The 23,972-nt window shown below is 45.1% G+C and carries 22 protein-coding genes; all 22 read right to left on the reverse strand.

From position 1 onward, the window contains the following. Window positions 1-144 precede the first annotated feature (144 nt). The 22 genes from LCL89_RS04260 to rpsO all read right to left on the reverse strand — a co-directional run bounded on the left by LCL89_RS04260 (window position 145) and on the right by rpsO (window position 23,950). Window positions 145-411 (reverse strand): DUF3243 domain-containing protein, encoded by a 267-nt coding sequence (locus tag LCL89_RS04260; RefSeq protein WP_197315959.1) that lies wholly within the window; start codon window positions 409-411, stop codon window positions 145-147. Between the two features lie 71 nt (window positions 412-482). Beyond that, window positions 483-1,202, reverse strand: coding sequence for an elongation factor P 5-aminopentanone reductase (ymfI, locus tag LCL89_RS04265; protein ID WP_224807964.1), 720 nt, complete (start codon window positions 1,200-1,202; stop codon window positions 483-485). Then, window positions 1,199-2,488, reverse strand: coding sequence for an EF-P 5-aminopentanol modification-associated protein YfmH (gene yfmH, locus LCL89_RS04270; protein ID WP_197315957.1), 1,290 nt, complete (start codon window positions 2,486-2,488; stop codon window positions 1,199-1,201). Before yfmH ends, ymfI begins: the two co-directional genes overlap by 4 nt. 1 nt (window position 2,489) lies before the next feature. Then, the gene (gene yfmF / locus LCL89_RS04275; RefSeq protein WP_224807966.1) at window positions 2,490-3,767 is read right to left on the reverse strand and encodes an EF-P 5-aminopentanol modification-associated protein YfmF; all 1,278 of its coding nucleotides are present in this window, start codon (window positions 3,765-3,767) and stop codon (window positions 2,490-2,492) included. A 222-nt stretch (window positions 3,768-3,989) separates the two neighbouring features. Then, a complete protein-coding gene (locus tag LCL89_RS04280; RefSeq protein ID WP_224807968.1) occupies window positions 3,990-4,508 on the reverse strand; it encodes a YehS family protein in 519 nt (172 codons plus the stop codon). Between the two features lie 186 nt (window positions 4,509-4,694). Next, window positions 4,695-5,654: an ABC transporter permease gene (locus LCL89_RS04285; RefSeq protein ID WP_224807970.1), complete on the reverse strand. Its 960-nt coding sequence runs from the start codon at window positions 5,652-5,654 to the stop codon at window positions 4,695-4,697. Next, window positions 5,655-6,701, reverse strand: coding sequence for an ABC transporter permease (locus tag LCL89_RS04290; protein ID WP_197315953.1), 1,047 nt, complete (start codon window positions 6,699-6,701; stop codon window positions 5,655-5,657). 1 nt (window position 6,702) lies between these two features. Continuing rightward, window positions 6,703-8,229 (reverse strand): ABC transporter ATP-binding protein, encoded by a 1,527-nt coding sequence (locus tag LCL89_RS04295; RefSeq protein WP_224809574.1) that lies wholly within the window; start codon window positions 8,227-8,229, stop codon window positions 6,703-6,705. 153 nt (window positions 8,230-8,382) lie between these two features. Next, window positions 8,383-9,504: a BMP family lipoprotein gene (locus LCL89_RS04300; RefSeq protein WP_318245599.1), complete on the reverse strand. Its 1,122-nt coding sequence runs from the start codon at window positions 9,502-9,504 to the stop codon at window positions 8,383-8,385. 113 nt (window positions 9,505-9,617) lie between these two features. Continuing rightward, window positions 9,618-10,343, reverse strand: a complete 726-nt coding sequence (locus tag LCL89_RS04305) for a GntR family transcriptional regulator (protein ID WP_197315952.1) — start codon at window positions 10,341-10,343, stop codon at window positions 9,618-9,620. A gap of 193 nt (window positions 10,344-10,536) precedes the next feature. Continuing rightward, the gene (locus tag LCL89_RS04310) at window positions 10,537-12,840 is read right to left on the reverse strand and encodes a DNA translocase FtsK (RefSeq protein WP_224807972.1); all 2,304 of its coding nucleotides are present in this window, start codon (window positions 12,838-12,840) and stop codon (window positions 10,537-10,539) included. 195 nt (window positions 12,841-13,035) lie between these two features. Then, window positions 13,036-13,242, reverse strand: coding sequence for a YlzJ-like family protein (locus tag LCL89_RS04315; protein WP_224807974.1), 207 nt, complete (start codon window positions 13,240-13,242; stop codon window positions 13,036-13,038). After that, a complete protein-coding gene (locus tag LCL89_RS04320; RefSeq protein WP_224807976.1) occupies window positions 13,239-13,958 on the reverse strand; it encodes a ClpP family protease in 720 nt (239 codons plus the stop codon). Before LCL89_RS04320 ends, LCL89_RS04315 begins: the two co-directional genes overlap by 4 nt. Before the next feature lie 206 nt (window positions 13,959-14,164). Continuing rightward, window positions 14,165-15,031, reverse strand: coding sequence for a 4-hydroxy-tetrahydrodipicolinate synthase (dapA, locus tag LCL89_RS04325; RefSeq protein WP_224807978.1), 867 nt, complete (start codon window positions 15,029-15,031; stop codon window positions 14,165-14,167). After that, window positions 15,028-16,269 (reverse strand): aspartate kinase, encoded by a 1,242-nt coding sequence (gene dapG, locus LCL89_RS04330; RefSeq protein ID WP_224807980.1) that lies wholly within the window; start codon window positions 16,267-16,269, stop codon window positions 15,028-15,030. The genes dapA and dapG overlap by 4 nt, the downstream gene beginning before the upstream one ends. Window positions 16,270-16,296: 27 nt before the next feature. Further along, on the reverse strand, window positions 16,297-17,343 hold the full coding sequence (asd, locus tag LCL89_RS04335) for an aspartate-semialdehyde dehydrogenase (RefSeq protein WP_224807982.1): 1,047 nt from the start codon (window positions 17,341-17,343) through the stop codon (window positions 16,297-16,299). Between the two features lie 97 nt (window positions 17,344-17,440). Beyond that, window positions 17,441-18,040: a dipicolinate synthase subunit B gene (locus LCL89_RS04340; RefSeq protein ID WP_197315945.1), complete on the reverse strand. Its 600-nt coding sequence runs from the start codon at window positions 18,038-18,040 to the stop codon at window positions 17,441-17,443. After that, window positions 18,033-18,932, reverse strand: a complete 900-nt coding sequence (gene dpaA / locus LCL89_RS04345; RefSeq protein ID WP_224807984.1) for a dipicolinic acid synthetase subunit A — start codon at window positions 18,930-18,932, stop codon at window positions 18,033-18,035. Before dpaA ends, LCL89_RS04340 begins: the two co-directional genes overlap by 8 nt. 112 nt (window positions 18,933-19,044) lie before the next feature. Next, window positions 19,045-19,278 (reverse strand): YlmC/YmxH family sporulation protein, encoded by a 234-nt coding sequence (locus tag LCL89_RS04350; RefSeq protein ID WP_197315943.1) that lies wholly within the window; start codon window positions 19,276-19,278, stop codon window positions 19,045-19,047. Between the two features lie 14 nt (window positions 19,279-19,292). Next, a complete protein-coding gene (locus LCL89_RS04355; protein WP_224807994.1) occupies window positions 19,293-20,216 on the reverse strand; it encodes a polysaccharide deacetylase family protein in 924 nt (307 codons plus the stop codon). A 1,213-nt stretch (window positions 20,217-21,429) separates the two neighbouring features. Then, window positions 21,430-23,553: a polyribonucleotide nucleotidyltransferase gene (pnp, locus tag LCL89_RS04360; RefSeq protein ID WP_224807996.1), complete on the reverse strand. Its 2,124-nt coding sequence runs from the start codon at window positions 23,551-23,553 to the stop codon at window positions 21,430-21,432. Window positions 23,554-23,680: 127 nt separating this feature from the next. Beyond that, entirely contained in the window at window positions 23,681-23,950 is a 270-nt protein-coding gene (rpsO, locus tag LCL89_RS04365) for a 30S ribosomal protein S15 (protein WP_197315940.1), read from the reverse strand. Window positions 23,951-23,972 lie beyond the last annotated feature (22 nt).

Here is a 23,972-nt window from a genome sequence, read left to right on the forward strand (position 1 = left end):
TAATTGCAATTCCTATTCTTTATCTATCATAAAGGATTTCAATTCAATAAGAAAGGGTGAAGCACAGAATACAAAAAAATTCGGCAAGCAGACTGCTGTTTGAATATAAAAACCGCACAGAATGTCCTGTGCGGTGATGTCGTGCTACTGCTGCTGCTGTGTGCCTTCGTTTCTGACCAGTTTAACCATCATATTGGCGATGGCATGCTGTTCTTTTTCATCCGCTACGTTCCAAAGATCACGAAGAACCGCTTCCTGATCGTTTTTAGCATCAACGGATGTAGCCAAGTAATTTCCGATTTCATAAGCCAAATCAGAAACCGCCCTTTGGTCCATGCCTTGACCTTGCGCTTGATGTAAACGGTCGCCTAAAAAGTCTTTCCAAGTATCAAAATTGTCTAAAACAGACATCACTGTTTCCTCCTCTGAAGTGGTATTCATGCTTAGTATGAGAGGTCACAGCTTTTTTATGCAGAGAATTTTCAGGACCAGCCACCGTTGACTTTCAAGATGTGACCGGTAATATAGCTCGATCGATCTGACAAAAGAAACTCGATGGCATCGCCCACTTCTTCCGTCCTGCCAGCACGGGAAAGTGGAATTTCTTCTTCCACCGCTCCGAATTCTTCTTCTGATAGCTCCTCATTCATTTTAGTCGCAATCAGTCCTGGAGTCACAGCGTTCACACGGAGGCCGCTTGGCCCCACTTCTTTAGCCAGGCCTTTCACAAAACTGATCTGTGCACCTTTCACAGCGCTATAGGCGACTTCCATGCTTGCACCCTCTTCACCAAACAAAGAAGAGACAACGACGATATTCCCTTCCCGATTCCGGATCATAGAAGGAAGGAGATGCCGGGTGATCAGCCACGGTGCTTTGACATGCACCCTGTATAAGGCATCCATGTCCGCTTCTTCCATATCTTGAAAAAGGCCTTTCCATAGGTGGCCGCCGGCAAAGACGACACTATCCCAATCAGAGTCGATCATATTAATGAATGAACGGATGCCCTCGTCAGTGGAAAGATCCGCTTGAAAAGAGCCTAAACGCTGTGCAGGTGGAATGTTTTTATTCAGTTTATCGATCGATTTCGCATTCGAGTGATACTGGAGACCGACGGAGTATCCCTTTTTGACGAGGGATAACACCGTCGAGGATCCAATTTCACCACTGGCGCCGATAATCAGGCAGGTTTTGCTCATGTGGTTTGAGGCTTCACCTGGAAGACGGAAATCGCTTCGTCTTTGATCCAGTGTTTCAAATATTCATCGGCATCCTTCGTAGTCAATGATTCAATGACCGGCAGCACATCAAACAAGTCGACACCGAGTGTGTGGTAATGCGTGAACTGGTTGGCGATGAATTCCATGGAGTTCAAGGCACGCATGAATTGACCGATTTTTTTACGTTTCATCCGGGTGAAATCTTCTTCAGAAATGCTCTCGACTTTCAGTTCGTGCAGCATTTCCTTCACGCGTTTTGCCATAGCATCAGGTTTCCGGGAGTCGCCGCCTAAAATCGTGAATCCGAACTGGCGGTCCAGCTCCGTTTCATATTGGAAGCTGTCGTCAATCAGGTCTTCTTTATAAAGCTCTTCATAGAACTTTCCGCTCTTGGAGAAGTAATAATCAAGGATCATGCTCGATAAAAGTTCCGCTCGAAGCAGCTCTTTTCCAGAAAGCTCAGAGACGTTTTCTTTAACTCCTACCATAGCTTTAGCGGTTGTCACCGGCATCTCAATGGAGTTCTCAGCTTTGTATACAGAGGTCGGTTCCTCCGGATAAGAGCGGTTGATTTCTGGAGCAGGAGGAAACTCCTTGCTGTTTTGGTTCTCGCGGATCAAATTCATCATCGCTTCGGGCTCGAAGTTTCCTGCTACGAACAACACCATGTTGGAAGGGTGATAGAACGTTTCGTAACACGTATACAAATCGTCTTTCGTAATTTTTTGGATCGAATCGACCGTCCCTGCAATATCCACTTTGACAGGATGCTCGTGATACAGACTTTGAATCGTGCCGAAGAATGAACGCCAGTCCGGCTGATCATCATACATGCGGATTTCTTGAGCAATGATCCCTTTTTCTTTCTCCACGGATTCTTCAGAGAAATATGGATCCTGCACGAAGTTCAATAAAATTTCTACGTTTTTTTCAATCTGGCTTGTCGCCGAGAACAAGTACGCTGTTTTCGTAAACGATGTGAAAGCATTCGCTGATGCGCCAAGCTTCGTGAAATCCTGGAACACATCCCGGTCTTCTTTTTCAAATAGTTTATGTTCTAAAAAGTGAGCGATCCCTTCAGGTACTGTCACTTTTTCATCTTTACCGATCGGCGTGAACGTTTGGTCGATAGAACCGTAATTCGTTGTAAAGATCCCGAATGTTTTCGCCATTTCAGGCTTGGATAATAGGAATACCTGCAGGCCATTATCCATCGTTTCTTTATATACTTTTTCTTTCATCTGCTGATAGACTAATTCTTCCACTTTATTCCCCTCCTTCTTTGCTTGTCAGGAAGTAAACCGTATCCAACTCGATTTTGTTCGCCATTTCGATGACATCTTGTTTGGATACTTTTTTGATATGGTCGATCAATTCATTGGCAGGCATTTCTGCACCTGAAATCATTTGGTGGTAAAGCACTTCGATCAAACCGTTCGCATTATCCATCGTCTCCTGCAGTTGGTTGATCACCTGCTGTTTCGTTTCTTCCACTTGTTCTTCAGAGAAATCCCCATTCTTCATAGCTTCCATTTGTTCTAAAATAATGGACTTCGCCTGATCATAATCTTTCGGATCGATTCCGCTGAACACCAGTAGAAGCCCCTTATGGCTTTCAAATCTTGAAGCGGCGTAGTAAGCGAGGCTGTGCTTTTCACGTACGTTCATGAATAACTTGGAACTTGGGAACCCTCCGAAAATGCCGTTGAAAATCTGGAGCGCATAATAGTCATCATCGCCGAATTTTGTATACGTGCGGTAGCCCATATGCAGTTTACCTTGGTTGACTTCCTCACGCTCGACGACTTCGTTCACCTGTTTCACCTTTTTAATAGTAGAAACTTGATCATTGTCTTCATTCTGATCTCTCGTGAAGTAATCGTCAGCCACTTTTTCAATGAAAGATTCGTCCAAATCTCCGATGACATACACATCCAGCATGTCGCCGGCAATCATTGACTGGTAATACTCATACAGTTTCTCAGGTGTGATTTCAGGCATATCCTCGAGATAACCGTGGACATGAAGCGCATATGGTTCTTCTTCACACATGTGATCCATCAGCCGCATGTTCGCATAGCTCATTTTGTCATCCTTGATGGAGGTGATTTTCTGTTCTAGCGTCTGTTTTTCCCGGTTGACGATCTCAGGGTCGAAGCCTTCTCCGACTTTTTTAGGATCGAACAACACTTCATTGAATAATTTCAAAGCTTCTTCCAAGATCGGTTCCTGGTCATTCAAGTACGCTTCGTTGACGACTTCCATCCGGAAGCTGATCACGTGGTTTTCACCTTTCTTAGAGCCGTCACTGGATAATGCAGTGCCATAGAGGTTTTCTAAAGCGGATTGCAGCGAGCGGACATTCGGATGCTCATTAGTCGCCTTTTGCAGAACGTGGGGGAGCAGTGCTCGCTCTGTAATCCCTTCCCTTTTTAAAGGTGCTTTGAATTTAGCGACAATCGTGATGGTCTTATACTTTTTCGTCGGTAGAATATGTAAACGATATCCTTGTTTATTCAACAACTTTTCTTCCGTAATCTTCATGTTTCATCCTCCTCTACGTATCTTTTTCTATTATAAACCCATATTGGTGGATTCATCCATATAAGCTATGTCTTATGCTACGGTAAATGCAGCAAAAAGTAAAAAGATTGATTGAAGACGATAATCAATAATTCATCCGCACCATAAAACGCTTGAACCCTTTGAAAGTTCAAGCGTTAAAATGGTCGGATCCAGAAGCAGTTCTTCTCCTGCTTGTAGTCATCACCCTCGATATTTAAGCGTCAATCCCTTTAAGAAATTTCTCGCGTATTGATCGCCGAACACTTTGTAGTTTTTGTGTCCTTCTTTCCTTAATAATGCACTTACTTCTCCTTTTGTTATCTTAACGCCTGCTTCTTCTAATATGTCTATAATATCTTCACTTGTTAATTTGAGAGCGATTTTCACTTTTTTCAGCATGACATTATTCACACTTGAGTAGTTTTTAATCATCCTGTTCGGCTTCTCAGGCTGCCCTGGTTTCGTTTCCTGAGGACCTCTTTTAAACGTAATCAAGCCATTCAAGAATGATTCCAGCATGCTGTTGGTACATTTGATGTGATGTTCGTCTTCGAATTCTTCATCGGACTCAGCATCGGCATCATCGTCTGCCTTAGTAAGGATTTTCTGGACTTGTTCTTTCGTAAAATCATGACCGCCCAGTTTAAATATTTCCACCATATCCTGATCCTTTATATCGAGTGCATATCTCAGCCTGATTACTATATCGTTATTATCCATTTGTAAACCTCCATTTTTTAACCTGCCCCACTTTAGAAGGGGCCACTCAATCTCAAAAGAGCATTATATCACAAAATCTACAGTCTCCGCTTTCAATTATGATGATCTTCCCCGCTTTTCATTATGTATCTGCACCCAGTGCTGTCCAATGAAAAAGCCCAGTACAGTTTGTACTGGGCTGAAGATTCACCGATTGCCTTTGACATAAGGCTCACCGAGAGATTTTGGTGCTTCCGCACGACCGATGAATCCGGCCAGAGCGAGAATCGTCAACACGTAAGGAGCGATCAATAGGAAGATTTGTGGTACATCTTCCAGGACCGGCACACTTGAGCCTACGATACTTAAACTTTGAGCAAATCCGAAGAAGATGGCTGCTCCGAGTGCACCTAATGGGTGCCATTTACCGAAGATGACGGCTGCGAGGGACATGAACCCCTGCCCTACAATGGTTGCATGGGAGAAGTTCAACGCGATCGTCAAAGCAAAGACTGATCCACCAAGTCCACCCATCGCCCCCGATAACATAACAGCGACATAACGCATTCCATAAACATTGATTCCGTTCGTATCCGCAGCCATCGGGTGCTCACCGACTGAACGCAGGCGCAGTCCGAATGGCGTTTTGAATATGATGAACCAAGCTACGAAGGCAAGGATGATCGCAAGGTAAGATGTCAAATACATACCGGAGAAAAAGAGATCTCCGATAACCGGAATTTTGCTTAAGACAGGAATATCCGTTGTATAGAAAGGTCGTTCGACCATATCCGTCTGTCCTTTTTCATACCATTGTTTCGTCAAAAACAGACCGATTCCCAATGCTAAAAAGTTGATCGCGACTCCACTTACCACCTGGTCGGCACGGAATGTGATGGATGCCACCGCATGAACCAAGGCAAACAATGCAGATACGATCATGGCTACGATAATGGAAATCCAAGGAGTGGCATCACCGAATGTTTCATGGAAAGTCAAATTGAAGACAATCCCCACAAAAGCCCCCATGACCATCAACCCTTCAAGTCCGATGTTGATGATCCCGGACCGCTCACTGAATACTCCACCGATCGCAGTGAAAATAAGAGGGGCTGCAAAGAATAACGCTGCTGGAATAATCGAAGCTAATACATCAATGAATCCCATTTATTTCCCCTCCCTTTTGAAACGTAAAATAATCCAACGAATCATGTAACTGGATGCTACGAAGAAAATGATCAACGCAATGACGATTTCTACGAGCTCTGTCGGGACTCCCGCTTCTGTAGGCATATTCAATGCACCAATTTTCAGTGTACCGAATAGGAATGCAGCTAAAACGACACCGAATGCTGTATTCGCACCAAGCAGGGCGACGGCGATTCCGTCAAAACCGATATTTGTGAATCCTGATTTCACGGACATGTACTCGAAGGTCCCCAAACCTTCCATCGCACCCGCAAGACCTGCGAATGCACCTGAAATGACCATTGCGAGTACGACGTTCTTCCCAACGCTCATCCCAGCATAATTGGATGCGTTCTGGTTGAATCCTACTGCACGGAGTTCGAAGCCACGTGTCGTTTTATTCAAGACGAACCACATGACGAAAGCCATCGCAAGGGCGATGAGCAATCCCCAGTGAAGCCTCGAGAAGTACGTCATACCGGCAAGCCAGTCAGAGGCTAAAGAGGCGGATTTTGCGACTTTGTCCGTTTGGTCGCTTCCATCTGTCAAAACGTTTCGTACAAGAGAGTTAGAAATATATAAGGCAATATAGTTCATCATAATGGTTACGATTACTTCGTGAACGCCGAGTTTGGCCTTTAAAATACCAGGGATGAATCCCCAGAATGCTCCAGCAAGAGCGGCCGCAAGTACGGCGAGCGGCAGGTGGATGATCATCGGCAGTTCAAAGGATATACCGACCCACACCGACGCGATCCAACCGACGAATACTTGACCCTCTACCCCGATATTCAAAAGTCCTGTCCGCAATGCGAATGCCACGGCAAGCCCTGATAGGATATAAGGAGTCACTTGTCGTAAAGTTTCCCCTAGGAAATAAGCATCTCCGAATGCTCCATTCCACAATGCAGCATAGCCGGCAACCGGATTATATCCGAAAGCCACCATAATGATGGCACCGGAAAGTAAACCCAATACGACCGAAATGATCGGGATCAGGATATTTACTGTTTTGTTTGAAAACATATCACTGGCCACCTGCCTTTTCTTCTTTATTACCAGCCATCAGTAAACCGAGGTGCTGCTCGTTCGTTTCTTCCGGCTTCACTTGTGAAACGATTTGACCATCGAACATGACCGCAATCCGATCGCTCAAGTTCATGATTTCTTCAAGTTCGAATGAAAGAAGCAGTACGGCGCGGCCTTTATCTCTTTCTTCGATCAATTTTTTATGGATGAACTCGATCGCACCGACATCCAACCCTCTTGTCGGCTGAGCGGCGATGATCAAGTCAGGAGAACGATCGACCTCACGACCGATGATCGCTTTCTGCTGGTTTCCTCCTGATAAGGCACGAGCCTTCGTGTAAGCATCAGGCGTCCGGACATCATATTCATCAATCAATTCCTGCGCTTTTTTATAGATGTTCTTGAAGTTCATGACGCCATTTTTTGAAAAAGGCTCCTGGTAGTAACTTTGCAGGACCATATTCTCTCCAATCGGAAAGTCGAGCACAAGACCGAACTTATGACGGTCCTGAGGAATATGGGAAACACCGGATTGCGTGACCTTTCGTGGCGTCAGGTTCGTAATCACTTTTTCATGAAGCTGAATTGTTCCAGACTCACTTTTCCTGAGCCCCGTAATCGCCTCGATCAATTCAGACTGACCATTCCCGTCGACGCCGGCGATTCCGACAATTTCTCCTGCTTTGACTTCCAGGTTCAAGCCTTTGACCATTTCAACGCCACGGGCATCCTTCACTCTAAGGTCTTTGATGGATAAGAAGGTTTCTTTAGGCTCTGCAGGTTTTTTTTCCGTGGAAAAGCTGACTTCACGTCCGACCATCAGGGAGGCTAGTTCTGTCGGATTGGTTTCTGACACATCGACCGTGCCGATTCCCTGACCTTTACGGATAACTGTACACCTGTCACATACTTCCATGATCTCTTTCAATTTGTGAGTAATCAAAATGATTGATTTGCCTTCTTTGACCAAGCTTTGCATGATTTCAATCAATTCTTTTATTTCTTGAGGTGTCAGGACAGCTGTCGGCTCATCAAAAATAAGGATCTCAGCTCCACGATACAGCGTTTTCAAAATTTCCACACGTTGCTGCATGCCGACAGAAATATCCCGGATTTTCGCTTTAGGATCGACATTCAATCCATAACGTTCGGAGAGTTCTTTGACTTCTTTCTCTGCTTTACGAATGTCGACGGTCCCGACTTTTCTCGGCTCACTGCCTAGGACGATGTTTTCTGTGACCGTAAACGTATCTACGAGCATGAAGTGCTGGTGCACCATCCCGATGCCGAGGGCATTGGCAACATTCGGGTCCGTGATGTTCGCTTTATCTCCACGGACTTTTATTTCCCCTTTTTCAGGCTGATACAGACCGAAAAGCACGTTCATCAGTGTCGATTTGCCGGCTCCGTTTTCACCTAGCAGGGCATGGATTTCCCCTTTTTTCACTTGCAAGTTGATATTATCATTGGCGACAATACCCGGAAATTCTTTTCGGATATTGAGCATTTCTATCACATAATCCATCAATTCCCACACTCCCTGGATGTATAGATTTACCAAAAGCGTCGTACTCTCAAGAAAATCATCAAACGAAGAGGGCCGGCTTAAGCTCTTCATTTGATGATTTTCTCTTTGAGTAGAAAAAGGCTGGCTTGTACCAGCCTTTTTCACATCACCTTATAGAGAATCCACGTAAGTTTTCAGATCGTCTCTGTTACTTGGAACTTCAACATCACCATTGACGATTTTCTCTTTCCAATCTTCAACAGCAGCGATGATTTCCTCGTTCAGAGCCTCTTCGTTCGTACGCGCAATGCTGATTGCATCATCATCAAGACCATATTCAAGGACCTTACCACCTGGGAATTCACCCTGTTTAGCTTGGTTGGCAACATCTTGAACAGCGATATCTACACGTTTGACCATGGAAGTAAGGGTAACGTTCGTATCTTCGATCGCACCTTCTTCATATTGGTCACGGTCAACACCGATGACCCAGTAATCTTCATCAGGGTTGTTTTTCTTCAAGTCTTTCGCTTGAGCGAATACGCCGTTACCTGTTGCACCTGAAGCGTGATAAATGACGTCGATTCCTTTTGAATACATGTTAGAAGCAATCAATTTCCCTTTGTCTGCCGCAGCAAAGCTTTCAGCATACTGGACATCCACGTCGATATCAGGGTTGACGGATTTAGCACCAGCGACATACCCTGCTTCGAATTTGTTGATCAAGTCTCCATCGACTCCACCTACAAATCCAATTTTATTCGTCTTTGTCTTCTTGGCAGCAGCTACTCCTGCCAGGAAAGAACCTTGGTGTTCTTTGAAAGTTACGCTTGCTACGTTGTCACCTTTAGCAACTGAGTCTACAACACTGAACTTTGTATCTGGATACTGTGCAGCAACCTCTTCAATAGCCGGCTGCAACAGGTAACCGATACCGAAGATCAAGTTATAATCTTGACGCACAAGACGGTTGATGTTCGTCGTATAATCTGCGTCACTCTCGGATTGTGCGTAGTCAAATCCTTCTCCCTTACTCAAGCCATGCTCTTCACCGAAAGCCTGCAGGCCTTCCCAAGCAGACTGGTTGAAGGACTTATCGTCGACTCCACCCACATCCGTAACCATCGCAACAGAAAAGTCTCCGTTACCTTCTCCAGATGTTTGCTCTTTTTCCTCTTTTTCGTTCGTATCTCCGCCTGCTTCTCCTCCATCTTCAGAAGAACCGCATGCGCCTAAAATCAACCCGATCGCCAATAGTAAAGAAAACATTAAAAGAAAACGACTTTTGAACAAAACCAATACCTCCTATGTTAGTTAAGTATTCATTTCTCAGAAACTGTGGTTCTTTCCTTCAGAGTACTTGCCTCACCTCCTTAAATGTATAGAACATTCTGTTTTGTAAGCCCTTACACTCTTTTTCGTAAGACATGAAAGCTGAACTTATCTGCCCTGAAATAATTGGATGATAACAGTAAAGGTTCGTCTTCCTGGGTATAATGCATCTGTTTCAATAGTAATAACGCCTGGTCAGGCTCACAGTTCAAAACCGGTGAAATCCGTTCGTGGTAGCCAATCGGTTCGATGTCTGTGACGGCATACGCTACTCTTTTTCCGGTATACTGCTCTAAAATATGGAACATTGATTTCGCTTCCCTGATCTGTTCTATGGGAATCAAGCTTTCTGGAATCTTGTCCTCACAATAAACGACCGGCTGATCATCAGCTGTTCTTACTCGTTCAACTTTGGCGATCCTATGTAAATCAGGATTTGTAAAACGCCTGCGATCGTCTTCACTTGGTTCTACAAGATCAGCAGATAAGTATTGTGTACCGGGTTTCATCCCTGATTGCATGATCATGGATGTAACACTGCTTAACTCTTCTATGCCTGAGGTGAAAATCGGTTTCGGATTGACGAAAGTTCCTACCCCATGACGCCGGGTCACTACCCCTTCTTCCTCCATAAGTCGTAGAGCTTCTCTTAGTGTTGCCCGAGAAACGCCCAATGATTTAGAAAGTTGGAATTCTGAAGGTAGTTTTTCTTTTTCTAAATAGATACCGCTTTCAATATCCCTTTTGATTTGTTCAATCACCTGTAAATACAGGTGTCGTGTATCCTGCCTTATGGACATTCGATTTCACTCCAAGTCTATTAAACTACGATTAGAGATCTGACATCTGACGTTAGACACATCACATTTTGAAATAAATATAACACTATTCCATGGATAAATAAATAGAATTAGGTCATTTTTCTGAGTTTTGTTACAAAAACATTTCAAAAGCGACAAAAAAGCTACTGCTTTTGCAGTAGCTTCTTGTAAATCAGGAAGATTGTTCCTCAGATTGAGAGACGAGAACTGAACGCGGTTTACTTCCTTCATATGGTCCGACAATGCCGTTATCTTCCATCGCATCGATCAAGCGGGCGGCACGTGTGTAACCGACCCGAAACCTGCGTTGAAGCATGGAAACACTGGCACTTTGCATTTCAATCACCATTTGGACCGCCTCCGGATAAAGGTCGTCATCCACCTCTTGTTTCACTTCGCTCTCTTCCTCAGGAATCATCTCTTCCTGGTATTGCGCACGCTGTTGTTCCACACAGAAGTTGACGATTCGTTCGACTTCATCATCTGATAAGAAAGCCCCCTGTACACGAGTAGGCTTATTGGCCCCCACAGGGGTGAAAAGCATGTCTCCCCTGCCGAGCAATTTTTCCGCTCCACCGGAATCAAGAATCGTTCTCGAATCGGTCTGCGAAGATACGCTGAAGGCAATCCTTGAAGGGATGTTCGCTTTGATGACTCCTGTAATGACATCCACAGAAGGACGCTGGGTAGCAATGATCAGATGGATACCTGCAGCACGTGCCATTTGAGCAAGTCTCGTGATCGCATCTTCCACCTCATTGGATGCCACCATCATCAAGTCGGCCAGCTCATCGACGAGCACGACGATGTAAGGTAGCTGCGGCTGCGTGTCTTCATTTTCATTATTGTGCTTTTTGATGTACTCATTATAGCTTTCGATGTTTCTCGTTCCAGTATCAGAGAAAAGATCATACCTTCTCTCCATTTCCGATACGACTTTCTTCAAAGCGCGGGAAGCCTTTTTCGGATCAGTGACGACGGGAGCCAATAAATGAGGAATGCCATTATAGACATTCAGCTCCACCTTTTTCGGGTCGATCATCATCATTTTCACTTCGTGAGGCTTCGCCCTCATCAAAATGCTGGTGATGATTCCGTTGATACACACACTCTTCCCGCTTCCGGTCGCACCTGCAACAAGCAGGTGAGGCATTTTGTTCAATTCAGACATGACGGCTTCACCTGAAATATCGCGTCCCAAAGCAAAGCTTAGTTTAGCTTCAGGGCTCGATTTTCCTGTTTCAAGAACTTCCCGCAAGGAAACCATGGAAACCTCTTGGTTCGGCACTTCAATTCCGACCGCCGACTTTCCTGGAATCGGAGCTTCAATCCTTATATCTTTCGCTGCCAACGCAAGCGCCAGATCATCATTCAAGTTGACGATTTTACTTACTTTGACACCGACGTCCGGATATACTTCATACTTGGTAACCGCCGGGCCGACGTGGACTTTCGTCACTTTCGCTTTGACACCGAAGCTTTGGAAAGTCTTTTCAAGCTTTTTCACTGTCGCCTGGATGTGTGAACGCCCTTGACTCTGTGGACTGGACGACGGCTCGTCCAACAAGTCGAGGCCGGGAAGCTGGTAATCGAAGTTTTCCAACTCTGCTGTCGGCATCGACCTTTCCAGGCTGACCTCTTCCTCTTCACCTGATGTCTGAGGAGAAGGTGTCGATGGAGTTTCTGGCGGCTCCGGTTTGTACTGGTTTTCTGTAAAGTCCTGAATCAGTGGTTCTTGATAGGAAGATTCATCGTCAGTCTCACTTGAATCATTCATATCACTGATTTCATAGACGACTTCTTTATCAGACTCATCCGCTTCAGAAGTTTTCTTTTCCGGCTTACCTTCCTTGATTCTTTTCATTTGATCCTGTCCGAGCGCTTTCAGTTTCATTCCTGCTTTAGAAACCAAATCTCCGATCGACCTTTCGCTGATGAAAATAACTCCGATCACGAGCAGGAAAAAGGAAAGAATAGCCGCTCCGGCTCCGGAAAATAAATAATAAGTGACGGACAATAGCAGAGCACCTGCCAACCCACCGCCGATGCTGTAATAGCTTGCATCTCCACGCATCATTTCAGTGACGCGGTCCCAGGTCAGCGCCATGATCGACGGACTCCCCTGAGCCAGCTCTTCCGATAACGTTTCTAAATGGGTGAACAGAAGAAGAGCTGTAATGATGATATAAATGCCAAGTAAACGTTTATGTAAAAATGTCGGCCATTTTCTTTTCACCATTAAATATATACCTACCACGAGAAAGAATATGGAGGCGATAAAATACCAGACTCCAAACAAAAACTGCCACAACCGTTCAAGTCCCCCTGGAATCGCTCCATCACTGATCGCAGAAGCTCCGCTCCCGAATACAGCGATCAAAACAAAAAAGAGACCGATAATCTCAAATTTGACCTGCTCTTTTAAACCTTTCGATGCAGCTTTTTTCTTGGATTTCGTTTTTCTCTTTCGAGCCATATAATGAACACCTCCCAGTGCGTTGCATATTTCATTACCATTGAGTATGTAGTCAAGCTTTTATCTTTCAGGCGAACCCATTTGAACTGGAATTTTCAAAAAGAGAAGGATGTCGATTGCCTCTTCCATGAGAAGAACACAAGTTCGACATCCTGACTGACAGTTGTATTTATTATACCATATCTTTCCGAGATTTTACGAGTCCAACCATTGTCCCGGTTGGAGAGAAGGGTCCATGTAATGGGCAGGGTCCGTGGAGAGGACTTGAACGATTTGTTTCCTTCCATCTTCTGTATCCCTGCACTTCACATGACAGTTTTTCGATTGATGAAACATCACAGACTCTTTTTTCTCTTCGTTTGGAAAAATATCAAGTTCACTTAAGGGGGTGTAATGAATCATTGGACCACCTGGCTGTCGGAGTCTTTATCTTTTCCAATCAACTCATTCAATTTGGCCATCGCTTCTTTTACTCCGCCCACAGCATCGATCAGCCCATGATCGACAGCGTCCTGCCCGACCACATTCGTTCCGATATCACGGGTCAGGTTTCCTTTTTCGAACATCAATTCTTTGAACTTATCTTCTGAAATATTGGAATGGCGGGTGACAAAGTTGACGACTCTATCCTGCATCTTATCCATATATTCGAATGTTTGAGGGACACCGATGACAAGACCGGTCATACGAATCGGGTGAATGGTCATCGTCGCTGTTTCCGCAATGAAAGAGTAGTTTGCTGACACGGCAATCGGCACTCCGATCGAGTGACCTCCACCGAGGACGATGGATACGGTCGGTTTCGACAGAGAGGCAATCATCTCTGAAATGGCAAGCCCCGCTTCAACGTCTCCACCTACCGTATTCAACAATACGACCAGCCCTTCGATTTTCGAGTTCTGCTCGATAGCGATCAATTGTGGAATCAAATGTTCATATTTTGTCGTTTTATTTTGAGACGGAAGCTGTACATGCCCCTCCACTTGTCCGATGATCGGAAGTACGTGAATATTGGAATCCGCCGGCTGTGGGACACTGGACTGTCCTAGCTGCTGGATTTTGTCTACGATCGAGGGTTTTCCTTGGTCTTTTTCTTGTTCTTGAGGAGATTCTTTCATCTGTAAAAACTCCTTTCGCTCTTTTCTCGTAGTATGACTCAGAAAACAAGTATCATACCTAAAAAAGCGATAGGAGATGGATCGTATGTTCATGGTTGCTCGCTCAAGCTCAACGGGGACATCTTTGTACAAAAGTTGGATATATGGCTTAACAACTAAAAACCCGGAGGGACCTACATCCCCAGCCGGGTTTCATCACTTCTTCATTATGATTGAAACAGATTTCTAACGTCATTCTGCTGGTCAGGATTCAAGGGAACAAGGGGTAATCTTACAGAACCTGTGTCAATCCCTCTCAGCCGCAACGCTTCCTTGACCGGAGTGGGCGATGGTGCACTGAACATTCCGTTGAAAACGGGGAGTAGTTTTTGGTGCAGTTCCGCCGCTTCCTTCCTCTTTCCTTGTTCATGTAAGGCGAGCATTTTCTGCATTTCTTTCCCGACTACATGGGAAGATACAGAAATGATCCCACTTGCTCCTATTGTATAGGAAGGCAGAGTCAAATTATCATCTCCGCTGTAAAGGCTGAAACCGTCCTCGGTTTTGGAAATGATGGCTGCCATACTGTCCAAGTCCCCTGTCGCTTCTTTGACTGAAACAATGTTCGGAATATTGGATAGAGCAATTATGGTTTCTGGTTCAATTTTCACGACTGCACGACCGGGGACGTTATAGATCATAACCGGGATTCCTACAGCTCCAGCTACGGCTTTAAAATGTTCATAAAGACCATTTTGACAGGGTTTATTATAGTAAGGGGCTACGACCATGACGGCATCGACGCCTATTTGCTCTGCCTGTTTTGATAATTCGACACTGGCTCTCGTATCATTGCTTCCAGACCCGGCAATAACCGGAACGCGCCCTCCGACTACCTTCACCACGTGCTTCCAAAGGGAGATTTTCTCATCTGTACTCAGTGTAGGCGACTCTCCCGTCGTTCCAGCGACAACCAGCCCATCACTTCCGTTATCGAGCAGATAGTCGATCAGTGTGGTCGTCGTATCAAAATCGATGTTTCCTTTTTTATCAAAAGGGGTCACCATTGCGGTCAACACTTTCCCGAAGTTCATGTCATCGTCTCCCCTTTCAGGGCATCTTTGTTGAGCTCGAATGCGTCATGGAGTGCGTTTACAGCAGGTACCAGATCTTCTTCTTTGATCAATACCCAAATCGTCGTATGGGAATCCGCCGATTGAAGGATTTGAATTCCGGAGTCGGTCAACGCCTGCACAATTTTAGCTGTTACACCAGGATACCCGGCAATACCTGCACCGACGGTTGACACTTTTGCACAGCCTTCTCTGATTTCCGGTTCATAACCGAGATCTCTCAAAATCCGTTCTGCTTTTTGTGTGTACAATTTATCGATCGTATACACGACACCACTGGGAGAAATATTGATGAAGTCTACAGAAATGTTGGCAGAGGCCATCGATTTGAATACATCGGATTGAAGAATGGAAGGATCATCTTTCGATTGGACTTTGATTTGTGTGATGCCGAGCATATGAGCGATTCCTGTGACAGTACGGTCAGATATATCCTGCCCTTCTTTCACTTGTCTAAGCCCGGTTACAAGCGTCCCTGGGAGGTCTGAATAAGTGGATCGTACACGCAATGGTACTTTCGCATACATGGCAATTTCAACCGCTCGAGGGTGAATGACTTTGGCACCCTGATAAGCCAGATTACAAATCTCATTGTAAGTGATGGTGTTAATCGGGCGGGCAGATTGAACAAGCCGTGGATCGGCGGTCATGATTCCATCGACATCGGTGAAAATATCGATGAACTCAGCAGACAGGGCAGCTCCAAGTGCGGCTGCTGAGGTATCACTTCCCCCACGTCCGATGGTTGTGGTTTCACCATCTTCCGTTTGTCCTTGGAAGCCTGCTACGACGACGACATCTTTAGTTTTCAGTTCTTTGAAAATACGGCTTGGATTGACACGGAGAATTTTTGCTTTTGTGAAGTCTTTATTGGTTACAAAACCTGCTTGAGCACCTGTCAAAGACACGGAAGGGATTCCTTCTTTTGAAAGTTCATGCGAGAAAACGATGGAAGAAATCGTCTCCCCGCATGACATGAGAAGGTCTTGTTCTTTAGAGGAAATGGTACCATTCGGATAGTCGATCAAGCTGAGGAGCGTATCTGTTGAATAAGGATCTCCAAGCCTCCCCATCGCCGACACCGTGACGACCACCTTATACCCTTCCTGCCTTGCCTTTTTGACATGAGCAATCGCCCGGGATCTGCCTTCAGCGTCCCGGACGGATGTGCCCCCAAACTTTTGAACAAGTAGCTTCATTCGGCCACCTCAACTCATAAAAAAGTTTTACAGCCATTCATTCGATACGATTCGTTCAGCGATTTGAACCGAGTTCCATGCGGCTCCTTTCAGCAGGTTGTCAGATACGACCCACATATGGAACCCGCGCTCATGGTCCAAATCTTTACGGACTCTTCCTACAAAGACTTCCCTCTTCTCGGCTGCACTAAGTGGAGTAGGATAGGTTTGTGTGGAAGGATCATCCTCGAGAACGATTCCAGGTGCATGAGCCAGCAAGTTTTGTATATCTTCGACCGTGACTCCGTCTTTTTCGATTTCTACGTATACACTCTCTGCATGTGAAGTGAAGAAAGGTAACCGCACACATGTGGCTGCAACAGAGAGGTCTGGCATATGCATGATTTTTTTCGTTTCGTTGATCATTTTCATCTCTTCGTAGGTATAACCATTTTCTTGGAACACATCAATTTGAGGAAGTGCATTGAAAGCGATCGGTGAGTGTTTATTGTCGCCTTTGACCGGCAGGATGTTCGCTTCCAGTTCTTCCCCATTGAGAAATGCCTGGGACTGCTCCCTCAATTCTTCCGCTGCCTCTGTACCTGCGCCGGAAACGGCCTGATAAGTGGAAACGATGATGCGCTTCATACCTAAAGCCTTTCTTATCGGCTCCAGAGCTGCGACCATTTGAATCGTGGAGCAGTTCGGGTTGGCAATGATTCCTTTATGAAGTTTTATATCTTCTTCATTCACTTCGGGTACCACAAGAGGTACATCCTCCGCCATACGGAACGCACTGGTATTGTCTATGACTACAGCCCCGCGTTTGACAGCTTCATGAGCGAATTTTTTTGATACGGAACCCCCTGCGGAAAATAGGGCGATATCGATGCCTTCAAAGCTTTCTGGTGTTGCTTCTTCCACTGTTTTTTCCTCGCCTTTAAAGCTCATTTTCAAACCGGCTGAACGGCTGGAGGATAATAGTTTCAGTTCGTTGATTGGAAAATTGCGATCTTCAAGTGTTTCAAGCATTTTCTGTCCGACGGCTCCTGTTGCTCCGACGATAGCTACGTTGTAAGTTTTAGTATGACTCATGAGAGGATCCCCTTTCTCTATGAATAGTTTTTTGAATAGTAAGTCATGTCACTATTTTTGTAATTCTATCATACTTCATCGAGATACAGGAAAATTTTTAAGAAGTCGGGTATCTTTCTATCAGAACAGGCTGGATCTGCTTGCCATCTAAAGCGCTCTCAATCGTTTTTGGAATTAATGTCATATCAGCAACGAGTGAATTCGGTTTTTTGAATGGGTGGTCCTGCCCGAGTGGAACAAAATAGATATTTTTGGTCGCCATCAAGCGCATCACATTGACTCCGTTCAACCCTAAAGCATCATTCGTCGATATCGCTACGACTACCGGGCTTTCATTCCTTAAGGTCGCTTTAGCTGCCATCAATACCGGAGAGTCGGTGAGGGCATTGGCGAATTTACTCGTCGAGTTCCCCGTCATAGGTGCAATCAGCATGCAGTCCAGCGGTCTTTTCGGACCAAGAGGTTCTGCATCCGGTATCGTCAGAATCGGTTCTTCATTCGTAATCTCTTTGATCGTTTTCAAATGATCGGCAGCATCCCCGAATCTTGTATCCGTTTTTTGGACGGTATAGGATAAAATCGGAATCACTGTCGCTCCCATTTCGACTAATTCTTTCATGACTGGAAAAACTTCGTGGTACGTACAATGAGATCCTGTCAGACCAAATCCGATGACCTTTCCTTTTAAACTACTCATCTTCAGTCTCCTTTCCTTGCTGTTCCAATAATAGGCGGTAAACGACATCAGCAATGATCCTTCCTGCCGTCTTCGGAGCGACGATTCCGGGCAGTCCAGGGGCAAGCATCGCTTTGATGCCTCTTTTGTCAGCAAATTGAAAGTCTGTGCCGCCAGGTTTAGAAGCTAAATCTATAATAAGTGCATGAGCGGGAAGTTGTTTGATCACAGACGCATCTACCACCAAGTGAGGAACGGTGTTCAGTAAAATGTCGCATTCCATATTCGCTTTCTGCATCTCATTCATATCGATAGGTGTCAATCCCATTTCATAAACACGGGCGATATTCTGAGAGGATCTGACCCCTACCGAGACATCTGCCCCTAAATTGCTGAACGTCCGGGCAAGCCCCATTCCGACCCGCCCGAGGCCGAGCACAATCACTTTCGAACCATGAATCGTTATATCTGTGTGTTGAATCACTAATAATATTGTGCCTTCTACAGTAGGAATAGAGTTGTATATGGCAACATCATCACGATCCATCAAAGGAATAAGCGTACGATCCACTTTAGCTGCTATATTCACGAGAAAAGGTTTCGTAATTCCAGTAAGGATCAGACAATGTTTTGGTGTTTTTTTCAACCAATCTTCGGATAATTGGATCAATTGATTTGAAAAAATCCCCTCAATTTTCCCTTCGTCATCCGTGCCGGCAATAGGTAGGATGATGGCATCCAGTTTCTCCACCTGTTTGCTGTCAAAATCAAGATCGATCGCTTCTGTGAAGCTCTCATTGAGTTGATCGAAACCGGCTATATATACCGTTGCATTCCATTTATTCAACCGCCGGATGATTTCGATTTGCCGGGCATCGCCCCCTATTACCGCTACATGATATCCAGTTAACATGGCGGATGTCTCCTTCTTTTATGATGTAATCTCTTTGTATCCTATGCCGAAGCAGAAAGTTAGTGATTTCACTGAAAATAAAAAAACACCCCAGTTTTCACTGTGGTGTAGGTTATGATTTTTTCAATAAAATGGTGTCTTCGCCTATCGTCGCAATCTGTTCCCAATCAATGATCAATGCTTTTTTTGAGGATCCCATACTCATGAGGCCTTGGTTCATGATCACTAAGGAACGGATATTCCCTGTTTCAGGCTCAATGATAAGGTCTGCCTTTCCTAAAACTCCTAATTTCTGTCCTGTTTCCACATCTATGACTTCCTTGTTCGCAAGGTTCTTCAACCTCATGTCGTTCCTCCTCTTTAACGCTCTTCACTTAACAACGTCGGAAGCGTTCCGATACGGTAACCTTCCTGTCTTATGGCATCGATCAATGCAGGCAGGCTTTTTTCCGTCACTTGTGTCGGGTGCATCAAAATGGTAGCCCCGTTATGAAGCTTACCCATCACCCTTTCGATGAGGACATCAGTGGTCGGCTTTTTCCAATCTACAGTATCCACTGTCCATAGGATGGTTTCCATACCCATGTCATGCGCAGCTTCTACTGTCCCTTGATTATAACTGCCCGCGGGTGGTGCGAAATATTCGATTTTTGTTTTCGTAAGAGCGAACAACAAGTCGTCCGCTTGTTCCAGGTTTAATTTTGCCTGTTCCTTGCTCATCCTCCCCATGTCTTTATGCTTATATCCATGACTGCCGATCAGATGTCCCTGCTCTTCGATCATTTGCACATGATCGGTGAATTTCTCTGCAAATGCTCCATCAATAAAGAAATTGGCTTTCACTTGCTTATCCGCTAATGTCTTCAACATTCCCGGCAGATATTCTTCCCCCCAGGAAACATTGACTAAAAAAGCGACCATTTCTTTCTTGGGATTTCCACGGTAAATCGGTGAAGGATCAAGATCCTCCATGGACCTTTCCGGTTTGATGGATTTGTACACCAAAAGCTTCGGATCGAATTTCCCTTTTTTCTTCATTTTTTTGTAAGAAGCATCGACATCCACTTCTCTTCCTTCAATGCCCGGGGTCTTTTTCCAAACTGAATCGATTCGGGCATTCTCTGGTTTCCACTCATATTGTGCTTTCCTTGATTCAATCACTTCATATAAGTCCGTAGTTTTACTTACAGGACTCAGCTGCTGCTGTGTTTCCATGAAAGCCAGTCCAAATCCGAGACAGATAAAGATTAAGACACTCCAAAGGGCCACCACCCGTAATCTCATAAGCATCCTCCCCCAGTAAAAGTCTATGGTTGAGGAGGGAGAAGTAGACCTTGTACATGTATGTTTAATTTGAATAATATAAATTACAATGTGCTTTTCTCTTTTCGTTTATACTCACTTTCTTATTCCTTTGGAGCATGTTTCGAGATCCTTGATGAGAAGGATGGGGCTTTAGAAAACGGCTCGCTTTCCGTGGGCATGTGGTGAGCTTCCTCAAGGCAGAGCCTTTGCGGGATCTCACCGATCATGTACATCCCACAGGAGTCTCCCCGTTTTCTAAAACCCCATTACGTTAATGATACACTCGAAACATTCCAATGACAGCCACGCCCTCTTGCTATGAATACCAGACAACGGTGATTACGAGAATATGATAAAGAAAAAGGAGCCCAAGAAGGGAGGTAATTTTCAGGAGAAGTTAACAAGTTCTGGTCCACAGGGCTCAAGCTCTAGGCACCTTGCCGCCTCCAGGGGGAGCGAACCCTTCCATGCCGCTTACGTTTGAAACTAAGCTTTCCTCATCACTTTTTTTATTTTTAAATTAGGCTCTGTTAAAGTTTAGTGTTGATATATCCATCAAAAAAAGAATTCATTACGAAATGTTTGTATGCGTGTAGGGCTCCGGGAAAAGGTTCGCTTTCCATGGGGCGGGCGCTGAGTCTCCTCAAGGAATAGCGCCTTCCGGGGCCTCACCTGTCCCACACGTCCCATAGGAGTCTCACCGTTTCCCTCCGCCCTTTGCTTCATCAGAGTGCCTCGAAACAAGATCTTTTAAAAGAAATACTTCACCTTGATGGGAGGAAGTATAAAATCTTAAAACCAAGATGCTGTGTTTCATTCTCTTAGGAGTGGCATAAGGACCGAACGATCTTGATAATAGGCCTTTTTTACATAGATGTCACAGATTTTATAATGCAAAGGGCGGAGGGGAAGGGGGAGACTCCCGCGGGAGAAGGAAACAGGCTCTGTTCCCACAGGGCTTTAGCCTGAGGAAGCTTGCAGGTTCCCCCTCTAGGTGCGCGGACTCTTCCCCGACGCCCCTGCACTTCATAGGAGGTTTGAATTCATTTCTGTCCAAACAGATTTATAAAACAAAGAATATCAACACCAGCCTTTAACAGAGCTTTAAATTAAACCAAAAAAAAAGAAACTGGCGGGCCAGATTCTTTTCTTTGCTCCTCCGCTCCATATTAAATGGAGCTTTTGGAGGCGTTTATTTTTCTTGTTTTACTTCTTCTTCTTTTTTCTCATCAATGATGACAGCTTTACGGGAAAGGTTGATACGTCCCTGGTTGTCGATCTCTTTGACTTTCACTTTAAGAGAATCACCGATTGAAACGACATCTTCGACTTTACCTATACGCTCTTCAGCCATTTCAGAGATGTGGACAAGGCCTTCCTTGCCTTTGAACAATTCAACGAAAGCACCGAATTTTTCGATACGTTTCACTTTACCGTCGTAGACTTCTCCGACTTCTACTTCACGGACGATATCTTCGATGATCTTTTGGGCAGTGGCATTCATTTGAGCATCCGTAGAGGAAATGAACACTGTACCATCCTGTTCGATATCGATTTTAACGCCAGTATCATCAATGATCTGGTTGATTTGTTTTCCGCTTGGTCCGATGACATCACGAATCTTATCAGGGTTGATCTTCATCGTCATGATCTTCGGAGCATACTGGGACAATTCGCTACGAGGCGATTCGATGGTATCCACCATGTGTCCAAGAATATCCAAACGTCCTTTTTTCGCTTGAGCAAGAGCTTCTTCCAGAATCTCGCGGGAAAGTCCTTCAATCTTGATGTCCATTTGAAGGGCTGTCACGCCTTTTTCAGTTCCTGCTACTTTGAAGTCCATGTCTCCAAGGGCATCTTCCATTCCTTGAATGTCTGTCAGGATCGTATAATCTTCTCCAGATTTGACCAGACCCATGGCAATACCAGCTACCGGTGCTTTGATCGGTACACCTGCATCCATCATCGCAAGCGTACTTGCACAAATACTCGCCTGGGAAGTGGAACCATTGGATTCAAGTACTTCGGACACAAGACGAATCGTGTACGGGAACTCATTTTCAGAAGGAATCACTTGTTCAAGTGCACGTTCACCGAGAGCACCATGTCCGATTTCACGACGGCCAGGTCCACGGATCGGGCCGGTTTCCCCTACAGAGAATTTCGGGAAATTATAGTGGTGCATGAAACGTTTGGATTCTTCTAGATCCAAACCATCAAGGATCTGAACATCTCCAAGCGCACCCAGCGTACAAACGCTCAAGGCCTGCGTTTGTCCACGAGTGAACAAACCGGAACCGTGTGTACGTGGAAGCAATCCTACACGTGATGTCAGCGGGCGGATTTCATCCACTCCACGGCCATCAGGACGAATTTTATCTTTTGTAATCAGGCGGCGGACTTCTGTTTTGACGATGTCATCAAGAATAGATCCGACTTGCTTAAGCGTTTCTTCGTCTGCTTCTTTTTCTTCATAAGAAGCCATGACGTCCGCTTTCGCTTGATCGATCGCATCTTCACGAGCTTTTTTCTCTTCGGTCTTGATTGCGGATGTGATCGCTTCTTTCGCTTCCGCTTCGACTTGATCCTTCAGCTCCTGATCAAGGTCGAACAACTGGACTTCCATTTTCTCACGGCCGACCGCTTCAATGATCTCTTCCTGGAAAACCACCAGGCGTTTGATCTCTTCGTGGCCGAACATGATCGCTTCCAACATGTCTTCTTCAGATACTTCCTGCGCACCTGCTTCTACCATGTTGATAGCATCCTTGGTTCCTGCGACCGTCAAGTCGATGTCACTTTTCTCCTGTTGTTCAACAGTCGGGTTGATGACGAATTCACCATCTACGCGTCCAACGATGACGCCTGCAATCGGTCCCTCAAACGGGATGTCTGAAACCCCAAGGGAAATGGATGAGCCGAGCATCGCTGCCATTTCAGATGAACAATCCTGATCCACACTCATGACTGAGCTGATGACTTGTACATCATTACGGTAACCTTCCGGGAAAAGTGGACGGATCGGGCGGTCGATCAAACGGGACGCAAGCACAGCTTTATCACTTGGACGCCCTTCACGTTTGATGAAACCTCCAGGGATTTTACCGACCGCATATAAGCGCTCTTCGTAGTTTACTGTCAATGGGAAGAACGGTAAATCTTTTGGTTCTTTTGAACCTGTTGCGGTTGAAAGAACGGTTGTATCTCCGTAATGGATGAGGGCAGCACCGTTTGCCTGTTTAGCTAATTCGCCGATTTCAACAGAAAAAGTGCGTCCGGCTACATCAATTGAGAACACTTGTTTTTCTTCTGCCATAAAGAACTTAACTCCTCTCGAATAACTCTATAATTCATATCATATCAAGGGTCTATTGTCAGTTTACACCCTTATGTATGTAAACATACAGAAAAAGCGGGAATACTCCCGCTTTTCCGAAACTACATTAACGACGCAAGCCAAGACTCTTGATCAACTCACGGTAACGTGTAATGTCTTTATTACGTAGGTAGTTCAATAGATGACGACGGCGACCTACCATTTTAAGCAGTCCACGACGAGAGTGGTGGTCTTGCTTGTGCATACGCAGGTGCTCGTTCAAGCTCGTGATTTGCTCAGTCAGTACAGCGATTTGTACTTCTGGAGAGCCAGTGTCATTTTCATGAGTTTTGTACTCATTGATTAGTTCCTGTTTACGTTCTTGTGTGATAGCCATGTTTAGCTACACCTCCTGAAAA

This window comes from Halobacillus yeomjeoni (assembly GCF_020171525.1).
GTDB classification, from domain to species: domain Bacteria; phylum Bacillota; class Bacilli; order Bacillales; family Halobacillaceae; genus Halobacillus; species Halobacillus yeomjeoni.